Here is a 13,423-nt window from a genome sequence, read left to right on the forward strand (position 1 = left end):
GAGCCAGGATCAAACTCTCCGTGAATGTCTCCCCGTACTCGGGGGGTCACATCCGCGCAGAGCGGCACCGGCGGAAAGGAATGATTTCCCCGGTGCGCAGCGTCCTCGCTGTGTGATGTTTCAAAGGAACCTCGTTCCCCGGCCGAGCGGCCCGGGAACGGGGTATCAACATATCTGGCGTTGACTTTTGGCACGCTGTTGAGTTCTCAAGGAACGGACGCTTCCTTCGGCACCCCTTCCGGGGCCCCTCCGGGCACTTCCCTTCGGTGTGTTCACCACCTTAGCGGATCTCTCCGGCGACTCATAATCGAGCCATTCGGATCGCTTTCCCGTACGTTTCGAACGCAACGGAAACGACCCCCGAATCGGGGAGTCCGTATCTGGTGGTGTCCGCTCCGGGCCTCTCTCACGCGACCTGTCCGGTCGCCGTGGATCTCGTCCCGTTCCAGCGGCTCGTTCTACGTTAGACCTCGGTCGGTCCAGCGTCAAGCCACACCCGGCGGCACTCAGCCCTCGCGGGGGGCGCGTCTTCCGCCCCGACTCGGCGCCGGCTCGCCGGCGAACCGTGAGCAGAGCGCACAGCGGCTCAGGCCCCGGCGGACGGGTTGGCTCTCGGGCTCAGCCGGTACGCCGAGACCGTGGGATCACCGGCGAGGTAGAACCGGTGTTGCCAGTCGTGTGCCCTGCTCACGCCCACCCGAGGACCGGCCCGGATGAGCGCGGCTGGTACCGGCTCGCCCTCGGACAGCATGACCGAGGTGCCCGCGAGGAGATCCGCGTCGTTGTGCTCTCCCGTGATGCCGAGTGCCTGGCAGAAGTTCCCCGGCCCCCGGGCAAGACGTGAGCTCTCGACCTTCTCCCCTCGCCGCTTGCGTGCCAGGTCTTCCCCCTCGACGACCCTGCCTGCCCGGACGAGGACGGCCGAGGCGATGCCATCCGTACCCGTGACGACGTTGGCGCACCAGTGGAGTCCGTGGGACCGGTAGACGTACAGGTGCCCCGCGGGTCCGAACATGACGGTGTTACGGGGTGTCCGGCCTCGGTAGGCATGGGAGGCCGGGTCGGCCGTACCGGAGTACGCCTCGGTCTCCGTGATGGTGATGCTCACGGTTCCCTCGGGCGCCTCGTGTGTGAGGACGGCACCGAGCAGCTTGGGGGCGACTTCTTCAGCGGGGTGGGCGAGGTCGGCGACGTTCATGCCGGCCGCCTTGCCCTGCCGTAGGTGAAGTGGACGTACGCGTGGCCGGGAGGGCCGGACGTCACGGCGTTGCGCTCGGTGCGGCCCCGGCAGGTGTGCGATCCCGGGTCGACACGGCCCGGGTACGCCTCGGCCCCGGTCGGACGGGCCTCGGCCGGGCCGCCGTCGGTCATGCGGACCGGGACACGGCCGAGCAGGTCCGGAGCGACCTCCGGAACGGGCCGGTCGAAGAGTGCCCGGGGCAGGGGCTTACGGTCGTGGTCGGCGCTCACGCCTGTCGAGCGTAGTGCAGCCATCGGGTAACAACTGCGGGCGGCGGCCCTGCCCGGCGGAACCGTCCGGCAGACTGCGGGCGTTCTTAGAGATCGGCACGACACACAGGCCAGGGCCTGGGGGAGGAAGAACATGGGCTTCAAGAAGCTGTTCGCGAGTGTGGGTATCGGCGGCGCGTCGGTGGAGACGGTGCTGACCGAGCCGAACGTGGTTCCGGGCGGCGTCGTCCAGGGGGAGGTACGGATCCAGGGCGGATCGGTCGCCCAGGAGATCCAGGGGCTGTCGGTCGGTCTCCAGGCCCGCGTCGAGGTGGAGGGCGGGGAGGAGGAGTACACCAGGAACGTCGAGTTCCACCGCATGCAGCTCGGTGGCGCCTTCGACCTGCAGCCGGGCGCGGTGCACACGGTGCCCTTCGGGCTGGAGGTGCCGTGGGAGACCCCGATCACCATGTTCACCGGCCGCCACCTGACCGGGATGAACATCGGGGTGACGACGGAGCTGGCGATCGCCAAGGCGGTGGACTCCGGTGACCTCGACCCGGTGAACGTCCACCCGCTCCCCGCCCAGCAGGCGATCCTGGACGCCTTCGGGGCCCTGGGGTTCCGGTTCAAGAGCGCGGACATGGAGCAGGGGCACATCCGCGGCACCCGGCAGAAGCTGCCGTTCTACCAGGAGATCGAGTTCCTGGCCCCGCAGCAGTACCGCGGGCTGAGCCAGGTCGAGCTGAGCTTCGTCGCGGACGAGCACGGAATGGACGTCGTGCTGGAGATGGACAAGAAGGCCGGTCTGTTCAGCGAGGGCAGCGACACCTACCGCTCCTTCACCGTGGGCCTGTCGGACTTTCAGCAGACCGACTGGGCCGCTTACCTCAACCAGTGGCTGGCCGAGGTCGGCGGCAGGCGGAACTGGTTCTGAGGGGCTCGGGCGTTTCCCGCGCAGGGCGCGGTCCGGTGCCGTACCGGGCCGCGCCCTGCGCTGTCCGGAGGGCCGGGATCGTTAGGCTGGCCGGTGCAGCGATGTCGCGCTACCGAGGAGGTTTTCCCACGTGACCGAGCAGAAGCGGCGCCCGCTCCCCCACGACTTCCACCCCCCGGTGCCGTCGTTCACGGTCGTGAGCGACGACGTCTTCGAGGGCGCCCGGCTGAAGCCCGATCAGGTCCATGCCGAGGGCAACACCTCCCCGCACCTGCGCTGGGAGGGCTTTCCGGAGGGGACCAGGAGCTTCGCCGTCACCTGCTACGACCCCGACGCGCCGACCGGCAGCGGTTTCTGGCACTGGTCGGTGTTCGACATCCCGGCGACCGTGACGGAGCTGCCCGCGGGTGCCGGCACGGGTGGGATGAGGGGGATGCCCGCGGAGGCCGTGCATGTCCGCAACGACTACGGCACCCGTGACTTCGGCGGGGCCGCGCCGCCGCCCGGGGACGGTCCGCACCGCTATGTGTTCACGGTCTACGCCGTGGACACCGAGAGGCTGGGCGTGGATGCGGACGCGTCGCCCGCCGTGGTCGGCTTCAACCTGCGGTTCCACACGCTGGCCCGCGCACAGCTGATCGGTGAGTACGAGGTGCCCGCCGGGGGCTGACACCCGGTCGCCCCGGGGTCCGGGAGCCGAGGACCGGGGGACCGGGGACTTTTCCGGTGGCCGTCTTCCGGTGGCCGTCCCACGGGCGGGAAAAGCCTTTGCGCCCCGTCGTCTCCGGATCGCACAGTGGTGGCCGGGCAGTCGGCACCGCAGTGTGGCGGGGGCGGCGGGGCGCGCTCACGCCCGCCGGGGGACAGGTGGCCGTGTCGGCTGCCCCTCTCGACCGCTCCGCCCCGCTTCCGCTCCCGGGTGCTTCCTCCTCCCTCTTCTCCCTTTCCCCCCTTTTCCCGGCATCCGTGTCATCCGGGTGTCGCCGCGTTCCCATCTCCCGTACACCGTGCGGAAATTGCGTTGTCCGCCCGGACGGGCAGCGGCACAGTGGTCCCACCCCGCCGCGGGGGCGGGTCCGGAGGTGGGTGAGATGCGCGAAACGCTGGTGCTCAATGCCGGTTTCGAGCCGCTGTCGACGGTGTCGCTGCGGCGTGCGGTGGTGCTGGTGATGCAGGACAAGGCCGTGGTGGAGCAGTCGCACCCCGGGCTGCGCGTACGGGCGGCGCGGGTCGATCTCCCGGTACCGCAGGTGATCAGGCTTCGCAGATACGTACGGGTCCCGTTCCGACAACGGGCGGCGTGGTCGCGGCGCGGTGTGCTCGTACGGGACCGGCACCGGTGTGCCTACTGCGGGCGCCGGGCGACCACGGTGGACCATGTCGTGCCGCGCTCGCGCGGGGGCGGCGACACCTGGCTGAACACGGTCGCGGCGTGCGCGGAGGACAACCACCGCAAGGCCGACCGCACCCCCGCTCAGGCGGGCATGCGGCTGCTGACGCAGCCGTTCGAGCCGACGCCGGCGGACGCGCTCGTCCTCGCGCTGGGGCTGCGGGACGGTGAGGCGCTGCCGCAGTGGCTGACACTGCCCACCTCCGCCTGAGGGTCTTCGCGAGGTCGCCGTGTGCGGTGGCCGGTCCGGTCTGTTCAGTTCAGTAGGAGCTGGACGATCGCCATCGCGCCGACGGCCACGATGACCGCGCGCAGAGCGGTCGGCGGCAGTCTGCGTCCCACCCGGGCGCCGAGTTGTCCGCCGACCGCCGAGCCGACCGCGATGAGCAGGACGGCGGTCCAGTCGAAGTCGGCGACGAAGAGGAAGAAGACCGCGGCCGAGCCGTTGACGATCGCGCCGAGGATGTTCTTGACGGCGTTGATCCGCTGGAGGTCGTCGTTGATGAGCAGGCCCATCAGCGCGAGGTAGATGACACCCTGGGCGGCTCCGAAGTAGCCGCCGTACATGCTGGCCAGGGTCATGCCGCCGAGGAGCGCCGGGCCGCCGTGGGGATGGGCGGCACCGCCGTTGCGCTCGCGGCGGCGCCGGATCGCGCGGGCCAGGCGCGGCTGGGCGACGACGAGCACCAGGGCCAGCGCGACGAGGACCGGGACGATCGTGTCGAACGCCGCGGAGGGCAGCGCGATCAGCAGGGCGGCCCCGGTCACTCCCCCGGCCAGGGCCGCGGCACTCAGCCGCAGCACGCGGTCGCGCTGCCCGCGCAGTTCCCGGCGGTAGCCGACGGCGCCGCTGATGGAGCCGGGCACCAGTCCCAGTGCGTTGGAGACGTTCGCGGTGACGGGTGGGAGCCCGACCGCGAGCAGCACGGGGAAGGTGATCAGGGTTCCCGAGCCGACGATCGTGTTGATCGTGCCCGCGCCTATGCCTGCGACGCAGACCGCCAGCGCCTCCCAGATGTTCACGCGCAACGCCCCTCAGCCGATCGGTGTCTGGTGCACCGATCATGCCCGAGGGGCGTGGTCGCGGTGTATCCGGGTGCGCCGTAGGGGGCGGAGTGTGTCGTCAGTCGATCGGCGGCTGTTCCCGGCGCTTGGTCAGGCCGGCGTGGCCCGCGCCGCCGTCTCCGGAGGAGTTGCCGGAGGGGGCCGCGGGGCCGGTTCCGGGGCCGAAGTTACCCAGTGCGCCGCCGAGTCCCTTGAGGGCGTCCCCGATCTCGCTGGGCACGATCCACAGCTTGTTGGCGTCGCCTTCGGCGATCTTCGGGAGCATCTGGAGGTACTGGTAGGACAGCAGCTTCTGGTCCGGGTCGCCGGCGTGGATGGACTCGAAGACCGTGCGGATCGCCTGGGCCTCGCCCTCGGCGCGCAGCGCGGCGGCCTTGGCCTCGCCCTCGGCGCGCAGGATGGAGGACTGCTTCTCACCCTCGGCGGTGAGGATCTGCGACTGGCGCACGCCCTCGGCCTGGAGGATCGCGGCGCGCTTGTCGCGGTCGGCGCGCATCTGCTTCTCCATCGAGTCCTGGATGGAGGTCGGCGGCTCGATCGCCTTGAGCTCGACGCGGTTGACGCGGATGCCCCACTTGCCGGTGGCCTCGTCCAGGACGCCGCGCAGTGCCGCGTTGATCTCCTCGCGGGAGGTGAGGGTGCGCTCCAGGTCCATGCCGCCGATGATGTTGCGCAGGGTGGTGACGGTGAGCTGCTCGATGGCCTGGATGTAGCTGGCGACCTCGTACGTCGCGGCCCGCGCGTCGGTGACCTGGTAGTAGATGACCGTGTCGATGTTCACGACCAGGTTGTCCTGGGTGATCACCGGCTGGGGCGGGAAGGGGACGACCTGTTCGCGGAGGTCGACGCGGTTGCGGATGGTGTCGATGAACGGGACGACGATGTTGAGGCCGGCGTTCAGTGTCCGGGTGTAGCGGCCGAAGCGCTCCACGATCGCTGCGCTGGCCTGTGGAATGACCTGGATCGTCTTGATGAGTGCGATGAAGACCAGCACCACCAGGATGATCAGCACGATGATGATGGCGTCCATCGTGGCTCCCCCTGCGTTCCTAGGATTTCGCGCTGACCGGGCTGACCAGCGCGGCTGACTGCGCCGTCGGCGTCGCCGGCGTCGCCGGCGGTTGTGACCGTGCGGTCACCCGCTATCACATCACGACGGCGGTCGCCCCGTCGATCTCCACCACGTCCACCTGGTCGCCGGGCTCGTAGGACGCGCTCGCGTCGAGGGTGCGCGCGGACCAGATCTCGCCCGCGAGCTTGATGCGGCCACCGGAGCCGTCGACCCGTTCGAGCACGACGGCCTGACGTCCCGTCAGCGCGTCGACACCGCTACGGTGTTCGGGCCGCTGCTTCTGCATGCGTCTGGCGACGGGGCGGACGACGAGGACCAGCGCGGTGGAGACCACCACGAAGACGACCACCTGGGCCGTCAGCCCTCCGCCGAGCGCCGCGACGGCCGCGGCCGCGACGGCGCCTACCGCGAACATGCCGAATTCGGGCATGGCTGTGAGTACGAGCGGGATTCCGAGTCCTACGGCGGCGATCAGCCACCACACCCATGCGTCCACACCGCCATGGTAGGGCCCGGGTCAGCCGAGCGGGAGACCCTGTGCGGTCCAGCGGCCGCCGTTGTACTCCACGACCAGGGGGAGACCGAAGCAGCGCGAGAGGTTGGCGGAGGTCAGCTCCGTCTCGACCGGCCCGGCGGTGAGCACCTTGCCCTGGCGGATCATCAGGACGTGGGTGAAACCCGGGGGGATCTCCTCGACGTGGTGGGTCACCATGATCATCGAGGGGGCGTACGGGTCGCGGGCGAGCCGCCCGAGGCGGCGCACCAGGTCCTCGCGGCCCCCGAGGTCGAGTCCGGCGGCCGGCTCGTCCAGGAGCAGCAGCTCGGGGTCGGCCATCATCGCGCGGGCGATCTGGGTGCGCTTGCGCTCCCCCTCGGAGAGGGTGCCGAACCTCCGCTCGAGGTACTCGTTCATCCCGAGGCGGTCGAGGAAGGCCAGGGCGCGCTGCTCGTCGACCGCGTCGTAGTCCTCGCGCCAGCCGGCGGTCATGCCGTAGGCGGCGGTGAGGACGGTCTGGAGCACGGTCTGGTCGCGCGGGAGCTTCTCGGCGAGCGCGCTGCTGGCCATGCCGATGCGCGGACGCAGTTCGAAGACGTCGACGGAGCCGAGCTTCTCGCCCAGGACGGTGGCGGTGCCGGAGGTCGGGAACAGGTAGCTGGAGGCGACGTTGAGGAGGGTGGTCTTGCCGGCGCCGTTGGGGCCGAGGATGACCCAGCGCTCCCCCTCCTTGACCGACCAGGAGACGTCCTCCACCAGAGCCCGACCCTCGCGGACCACGGATACGTCCACCAGCTCCAGTACATCGCTCATGGCGCGTTGTCTCCCATTGCAGTCGCGGCTGTCGCCTGTGCCTGTGGGCACAGTCCCCAGGGAAAACCTACGCCACCTCTTCCGCGCGACTGTCCTTAGGCTGGGGGCATGCTCGAAGAACCTCGTTCCGGGCGGCTGGCCGCCTGGGGAAATGCCCTGTTCGCCGGAGTGGTGTCGCCCGACGACGCCGCTTCGCGCATCGTGGGCGGCGACACGGTGCACCGCGTGGCGGGCCTGCCGGGCGAGCCCGGTGAGGTGGGTCTCACCCTCGCGCTCGGCCGGCTGCGTGCCTCGGGGGTGACGGGTCTGCGGCTGGCGCTGCCCGCGCCGGGGCATCCGCTGGGGCTGAGCGGGCCGCCCGGGTTCAACGCCCGTGCCCTGGAGGCCGGCGAGGCCGTGGTCGGGACGGGTGCGCCGCTGGGACTGGTGCCGCTGGTGCGCGAGGCGGGCCCGCGGGGCGATGTGCACACCGAGGTGGTGTGGCACTGCCTGCCGGTGCGCGAGGCCCCGCCCGCGGACGTGCCGTCGCTCGGGGAGGCCGAGCGGGAGCTGGCGGAGGCGCTGCGCGAGGCGACCGAGGTGCTGACGCGGCTGGACGTGGCCGGTTCCGGTCCGGTGGCCGCGGCGGCGCTGGAGGCGTACCGGGCGCGGGCGGAGGCGGGGCGCGCGTTGCTGGCGCCGGGCTATCCGCCGCGCGCGGTACGCGTTCTGGAGCTGGCGCAGCGGGTGGGCGCGCTGGTGGAGATCGCGGGCGGGCCGGACCACGGCGGCGCGGTGAGCGCGGGGGCGATGGCGGCGCGGGGCGAGGTGCTGCGGCCGGTGGAGCGTACGGCCAGGCGGGCTGTGGTGGCCGCGTACAACGCGTATGTGGAGGAGCGCGAGCGGGGCTGAGCGCGGGATCCGGCCCCCCGGTCGGGTCCGGGGAGGCCGGCGGTGCGGGGCGGGCGCGGGCGGAGCCGCCCGCGCCCGCCCGCGCGTGCTCAGACGTTGGCGCAGGCGTTGCCGAAGGCCGGGTTGAGCAGGCCGATGACGTTGACGGTGTTGCCGCAGACGTTGACCGGCACGTGGACGGGCACCTGGATCACGTTGCCCGAGGCGACGCCGGGCGAGTGGACGGCCGCGCCCTGCGCGCCCGAGCTGGCCGAGGCCGCGCCCGCACCGGCGGCGACGAGCCCGCCGGCCACCATCGCGACGGCGGTGACCCTCTTGAGGTTCTTCACTTCTCGGTCCTCCTTGCGTTCGCCGCGGCCGTTCGCCGCGGCACGCACTGGAGAACGGGCCGGGGTCGACTGCGATACGCCACACCGGTGACATCCACACGTTCGTATGAATTTAGGTACGGATTTCCGCCGGAGGGGCAGGAGTGCCGGCTCGGCGGCGGCCCGTCAGCCGGCCATCCCGTGCCGGACGGCCCACAGCGCCGCCTGGGTGCGGTCGGCGAGGTCCAGCTTCATCAGGATGTTGGACACGTGCGTCTTGACGGTCTTCTCGGACAGCACCAGATGGCGCGCGATCCCCCGGTTGGAGCGCCCGTCGGCTATCAGCGCGAGCACCTCGCGCTCCCGCTCGGTCAGGGATGTGCCACGGCCCGGCCCACCGCCGGCCCCCTCCTGGCTGAGCAGGGCACGGGCGACCTCCGGCTGCAGCAGGACGTGCCCGGCGTGCACCGAGCGGATGGCCCCGGCCAGCGCGTCGGGGTCGATGTCCTTGTAGACGTAGCCGGCGGCGCCCGCGCGCAGGGCGGGGACGACGGTGCGCTGCTCGGTGAAGCTGGTGACGACCAGCACCCGGGCGGGATTGCCCAGTTCACGCAGCTTGCGCAGCGCCTCGACGCCGTCCGCGCCGGGCATCCTGAGGTCCATCAGGACGACGTCGGGCCGCAGCTCCTCGGCGCGGGCCACGCCCTGCGCCCCGTCGGCGGCCTCGCCGACCACCTCGATGTCCCCCTGGACCTCCAGGAACGTACGCAGTCCCCGGCGCACGACCTGGTGGTCGTCCACCAGCAGGACTCTGATCACCTCGTCGGCCGCTTCAGCCACCGGGCACCTCCATCTCGATCACCGTGCCCCCGCCGGGCTCCGAGTCCACCCTCAGCGTGCCGCCGACCCCGTCCGCCCGGTCGCGCATCGACACCAGGCCCAGGCGGCGGCCCGCGCGGCGGACCGCCGCGGGATCGAAACCGCTTCCGTCGTCGGCCACCCGCAGCACGGCACCGGTGCCGCGGCGGGCGAGGAGGACGGTGACGCGCCGGGCGCCGGAGTGCCGCAGAGCGTTGTGCAGGGCCTCCTGCGCGACTCTCAGCAGCGCCTCCTCCTGGGCGGCGGGCAGCGCCCGCACGCCCTCGGCGTCGAAGACGACACGGGCGCTGTGCGCCCGGTCCAGGACCTGTACCTGGCTGCGCAGGGCGGCGGCCAGTCCGTCCTCCTCCAGGGCGGCGGGACGCAGTTCGACGACGGCGGCCCGCAGCTCGTCGGCGGCCTCGGCCGCCAGCCCGGCGACCCTGCGCAGCTCCTCCCTGGCACGGTCCGGGTCGCGGCCGACCAGGGCGGTGGCGGCCTGAGCGGTCAGACGCAGGGAGAACAGCTTCTGGGAGACGGCGTCGTGCAGTTCGTGGGCGATGCGGGCGCGCTCCCCTGCGATGGTCAGCTCGCGGCTGCGCTCGTAGAGGCGGGCGTTGGTCAGCGCGATGGCGGCGTGCTCGGCGAGCAGCCGCAGCAGCTCCTCGTCCTCACCGGTGAAACCGCAGCCTCCTTCGGGGCGGTCGCACCGCTTGTTGGCGAGGAAGATCGCCCCGAGCACCTCCTCGCCGTCGGCGATCGGCATGCCGATGAAGTCGGCCAGCTCCGGGTGGGCGTCGGGCCAGCCCTCGAAACGCGGATCCCGGCGGACGTCGGCGAGCCGCTGCGGGGAGGCGTCGCGCAGCATGGCGGCGAGGATGCCGTGCTGGCGGGGCAGCGGCCCGATCGCGCGCCACCTCTCGTCGCTGACCCCGGCCACCACGAACTGCGCGAAGCCGCCGTGGTCGTCCGGGACGCCGAGGGCGGCGTACTCGGCGTCCAGCAGCTCGCGCGCGGAGGTCGTGATCGTCTGCAGGACCTCGCGGACCTCCAGGCGGCGGTTCATGGCTAGCAGGGCGGCGCTGACGGCCGCCAGCCCGGTTCTCGGGAGCATGCGGTCACGGTACCGGCGGGGGTTCGCGGGCGGATCGGCCAACCGTCCGGGAGGGTCTGGGCGGTGGTCGTAGGACCGGCGGCGGACGCCCCACCGGTCCTGTGTCCGCCGGTCCTGTGTCCGCCGGTCCTGTGTCCGCCGGTCCGGCGGCTCTCGCGGACTCCCCGCCCCCGGACGCCCCCGAAAACACCCCCGCCCCACCGGAAGAATCCGGCGGGGCGGGAGGCGGTGCTCGTGCCGCGCGGCTGCGCGGTCGTGCGGCCGTCTACTTGCGCATGACCTCCGGCTCGTGGCGGCGCAGCAGGCGGGCCACCGCGAAGCCGCAGGCGACGCCGATGGCGAGCAGGATCAGCATGTCCATCACCCACACCCCCGTGCTGTGCTCCCACAGCGGGTCGAGGTTGGTGGGGTTGTCGCGGTCCCAGGGGGCCATGGTGTGCGACAGGTCGACGGTGGCCCCGGTGGCCGCGACCGCCCAGCGCGAGGGCATCAGCCAGGCGACCTGCTCGATGCCGGGCGCGTCGAAGACCTGGAAGAGCACGCCGGTGAAGACCAGCTGGATGATCGCGAAGCCCACCAGCAGGGGCATGGTCATCTCGGATGTCTTCACCAGCGAGGAGATCACCAGGCCGACCATCATGGAGGTGAGGCCGAACGCGATGATCCCCACGCACAGTTCGACGGCCGTGGGCATGATCAGGCCCTCTTCCGGCAGTTCGCGCACCGAGAAGCCGATGGCGCAGATGATCACGCCCTGGAAGGCGGTGATCATTCCGAGGACGATCACCTTGGACATCAGATAGGCGGACCTGGACAGGCCGGTGGCCCGTTCGCGTTCGTAGATGACCCGTTCCTTGACCAGCTCGCGCACCGAGTTGGCCGCGCCGGACAGGCACATGCCGACCGCGAGGATCAGCAGGATGGTGCCCGCGTGCTGGTTGAAACCCTCGGGGTTGCGCGTGAGGCCGTGGTCGGTGGGGATCACCGTGCTGACCACGCCCAGGATCACGGGCAGGACGACCATCAGGGCGAGGAAGCCCTTGTCGGAGGCGATGACCGACATGTAGCGCCGGGTGAGGGTCCACAGCTGGGATCCCCAGCTCTGCGGCTTGGGCGGCCGGGACGCCGACGCGGGCGCGGGCGGCGCCGCGTACTGGGGGTGCTGGGGGTGCTGGGGATGCTGGGGGTAGTGAGGTTGCTGGGGGTACTGGGGGTACTGGGGATGCGCCTGCTGCGGAGCGGCGGTGTCGAGGTCGGCGGCGTAGAGCCGGTAGTGCTGCGAGCCCTGCCAGCGGCCGATCCAGTCGTAGTCGCGGTAGTTCTCGAAGGCCGAGAAGACGTCCGCCCAGCTGTCGTAACCGAAGAAGTTCAGGGCCTCCTCGGGCGGGCCGAAGTAGGCCACGCCGCCACCGGGCGCCATCACCAGGACGCGGTCGCACAGTGCGAGCTCGGCGACGGAGTGGGTGACCACCAGCACGGTGCGGCCGTCGTCGGCCAGTTCCCGCAGCAACTTCATCACGTCGCGGTCCATGCCCGGGTCCAGGCCGGAGGTCGGTTCGTCCAGGAAGATCAGCGACGGCTTGGTGAGCAGTTCCAGTGCGACCGAGACGCGCTTGCGCTGGCCGCCGGAGAGGGAGGTGATCTTCTTTCCGGCGTGGATGTCGAGCTTGAGCTCGGCCAGCACCTCCTCGATCCGCGCGTTGCGCTCGGCCTCGGCGACGTCGCCGGGGAAGCGCAGCTTGGCGGCGTAGCGCAGGGCGGTGCGGACGGTCAGCTCCTTGTGGAGGATGTCGTCCTGCGGGACCAGGCCGATGCGCTGGCGCAGCTCGGCGAACTGCTTGTAGAGGTCCCGGTTGTCGTAGAGGACCTCGCCGACGTCGGCCGGGCGGTAGCCGGTCAGGGCGCGCAGCAGTGTGGACTTGCCGGAGCCGGACGGGCCGATGACGGCCACCAGGGACTTCTCGGGCACGCCGAAGGTGACGTTGTTGAGGATCACCTTGCCGCCGTCGACCTTGACGGTCAGATGACGGGCCGAGAAGGAGACCTCGCCGGTGTCGACGAACTCCTCGAGCCGGTCGCCCACCACCCGGAAGGTCGAGTGGCCGACGCCGACGATGTCGTCCGGGCCGAGGACCGCCGTGCCCGACTTGGGCAGCGGCTGGCCGTTGACATACGTGCCGTTGTGGCTGCCGAGGTCGCGGATCTCGAAGCGGCCGCCGGGGGCGGAGCGGAACTCCGCGTGGTGGCGGGAGACCTGGAGGTCGGAGACGACCAGCTCGTTCTCCAGCGCGCGGCCGATCCGCATCACCCGGCCCAGCGAGAGCTGGTGGAACGTGGTCGGGTTGCGGTGGTCGCCGTGGACCGGGACGCCCGCCTGCTGCGGCGCGCCGCCGTGCGGGGGGACCGCTCCCCGGGGAGGCTGTGGCGCGTACTGCTGCGGCACCGGCTGCTGTACGTGCTGCGGCGTCTGCTGCGGGGCCGGGGCCTGTGGCTGGTGGCCCCGGCCGGGGCCGCCCTGCGGCCGCGCCGCCGGCTGCGGGACGGGCACCGCCTGCGCGGGAGCGGCCGCGGGAGCCGCCGCGGTCCGGCCGGAGAAGGCCAGCCGGGGCCCGTCGGTGGCGTTGCCCAGGTGCACCACCGAGCCCGCGCCGACCTCCAGCTGCTGGACACGCCGTCCCTGTGTGTACGTGCCGTTGGTGCTGCCGTGGTCCTCGAGAAGCCAGCCTTCGCCGCCCCAGCGCAGTGTGGCGTGACGCCAGGAGACCCTGGCGTCGTCGACCACGAGGTCACCCTGCGGATCGCGTCCGAGGGTGTAGGGCCTGGACGGGTCGAGCGTCCAGGTCCGTCCGTTCAGTTCCAGTACGAGTTCCGGCACTCCATGCCCCACAAAGTTGTCCCCCGAGCTACCCCCTGTGATGAGGGGGCTAGGGATGGTGAACGATCGTGGGGGAACTATTCCAGGCTTCGCGGCAGGACATGAAGTCGCCCCCGCCGGATGGTCGCCGAACCGCTACGGTCCGCTCCCCGGCC

General features: G+C 71.6%; 13 protein-coding genes and 1 pseudogene. 4 read left to right on the forward strand and 10 right to left on the reverse strand.

Annotated elements, in window-relative coordinates:
* Nucleotides 1-586 precede the first annotated feature (586 nt).
* Nucleotides 587-1,198, reverse strand: coding sequence for a DNA-3-methyladenine glycosylase (locus tag CUT83_RS03720; protein ID WP_101254440.1), 612 nt, complete (start codon nt 1,196-1,198; stop codon nt 587-589).
* Nucleotides 1,199-1,215: 17 nt separating this feature from the next.
* Nucleotides 1,216-1,494 (reverse strand): annotated as a pseudogene (locus CUT83_RS03725) (DNA-3-methyladenine glycosylase); the annotation flags it as partial.
* Between the two features lie 109 nt (nt 1,495-1,603).
* On the opposite strand from CUT83_RS03725, the gene CUT83_RS03730 reads away from it, so the two are divergent.
* The 3 genes from CUT83_RS03730 to CUT83_RS03740 all read left to right on the forward strand — a co-directional run bounded on the left by CUT83_RS03730 (nt 1,604) and on the right by CUT83_RS03740 (nt 3,987).
* Complete coding sequence (locus tag CUT83_RS03730) at nt 1,604-2,386, forward strand: sporulation protein (protein ID WP_101254442.1); 783 nt, start codon at nt 1,604-1,606, stop codon at nt 2,384-2,386.
* Nucleotides 2,387-2,516: 130 nt separating this feature from the next.
* Complete coding sequence (locus CUT83_RS03735; protein ID WP_101254443.1) at nt 2,517-3,056, forward strand: YbhB/YbcL family Raf kinase inhibitor-like protein; 540 nt, start codon at nt 2,517-2,519, stop codon at nt 3,054-3,056.
* A gap of 421 nt (nt 3,057-3,477) precedes the next feature.
* Complete coding sequence (locus CUT83_RS03740) at nt 3,478-3,987, forward strand: HNH endonuclease (protein ID WP_101254444.1); 510 nt, start codon at nt 3,478-3,480, stop codon at nt 3,985-3,987.
* Nucleotides 3,988-4,031: 44 nt separating this feature from the next.
* Here CUT83_RS03740 and CUT83_RS03745 read toward each other — a convergent pair whose 3' ends face one another.
* From CUT83_RS03745 to CUT83_RS03760, 4 genes are all read right to left on the reverse strand, one after another.
* Nucleotides 4,032-4,799 (reverse strand): sulfite exporter TauE/SafE family protein, encoded by a 768-nt coding sequence (locus tag CUT83_RS03745; protein ID WP_101254445.1) that lies wholly within the window; start codon nt 4,797-4,799, stop codon nt 4,032-4,034.
* A gap of 100 nt (nt 4,800-4,899) precedes the next feature.
* Complete coding sequence (locus tag CUT83_RS03750; protein WP_101254446.1) at nt 4,900-5,871, reverse strand: SPFH domain-containing protein; 972 nt, start codon at nt 5,869-5,871, stop codon at nt 4,900-4,902.
* A gap of 115 nt (nt 5,872-5,986) precedes the next feature.
* Entirely contained in the window at nt 5,987-6,409 is a 423-nt protein-coding gene (locus CUT83_RS03755) for an NfeD family protein (protein WP_101254447.1), read from the reverse strand.
* 21 nt (nt 6,410-6,430) lie between these two features.
* A complete protein-coding gene (locus CUT83_RS03760; RefSeq protein WP_101254448.1) occupies nt 6,431-7,222 on the reverse strand; it encodes an ABC transporter ATP-binding protein in 792 nt (263 codons plus the stop codon).
* Between the two features lie 108 nt (nt 7,223-7,330).
* Here CUT83_RS03760 and CUT83_RS03765 point away from each other — a divergent pair, with 108 nt between their 5' ends.
* Nucleotides 7,331-8,113 (forward strand): Rv1486c family protein, encoded by a 783-nt coding sequence (locus CUT83_RS03765; protein WP_101254449.1) that lies wholly within the window; start codon nt 7,331-7,333, stop codon nt 8,111-8,113.
* 89 nt (nt 8,114-8,202) lie between these two features.
* Here CUT83_RS03765 and CUT83_RS03770 read toward each other — a convergent pair whose 3' ends face one another.
* The 4 genes from CUT83_RS03770 to CUT83_RS03785 form a co-directional block, all read right to left on the reverse strand.
* Nucleotides 8,203-8,409 carry a chaplin gene (locus CUT83_RS03770; RefSeq protein ID WP_101254490.1) on the reverse strand — a complete coding sequence of 69 codons (207 nt, stop codon included), beginning with the start codon at nt 8,407-8,409 and terminating at the stop codon, nt 8,203-8,205.
* 198 nt (nt 8,410-8,607) lie between these two features.
* Entirely contained in the window at nt 8,608-9,261 is a 654-nt protein-coding gene (locus CUT83_RS03775) for a response regulator (RefSeq protein WP_277347701.1), read from the reverse strand.
* A complete protein-coding gene (locus tag CUT83_RS03780) occupies nt 9,254-10,393 on the reverse strand; it encodes a GAF domain-containing sensor histidine kinase (RefSeq protein WP_101254450.1) in 1,140 nt (379 codons plus the stop codon). Before CUT83_RS03780 ends, CUT83_RS03775 begins: the two co-directional genes overlap by 8 nt.
* A gap of 265 nt (nt 10,394-10,658) precedes the next feature.
* Nucleotides 10,659-13,268, reverse strand: a complete 2,610-nt coding sequence (locus CUT83_RS03785) for an FHA domain-containing protein (RefSeq protein WP_439144992.1) — start codon at nt 13,266-13,268, stop codon at nt 10,659-10,661.
* Nucleotides 13,269-13,423 lie beyond the last annotated feature (155 nt).

The sequence above is a fragment of the Streptomyces barkulensis genome, assembly GCF_002843305.1.
Taxonomy (GTDB): Bacteria; Actinomycetota; Actinomycetes; order Streptomycetales; family Streptomycetaceae; genus Streptomyces; species Streptomyces barkulensis.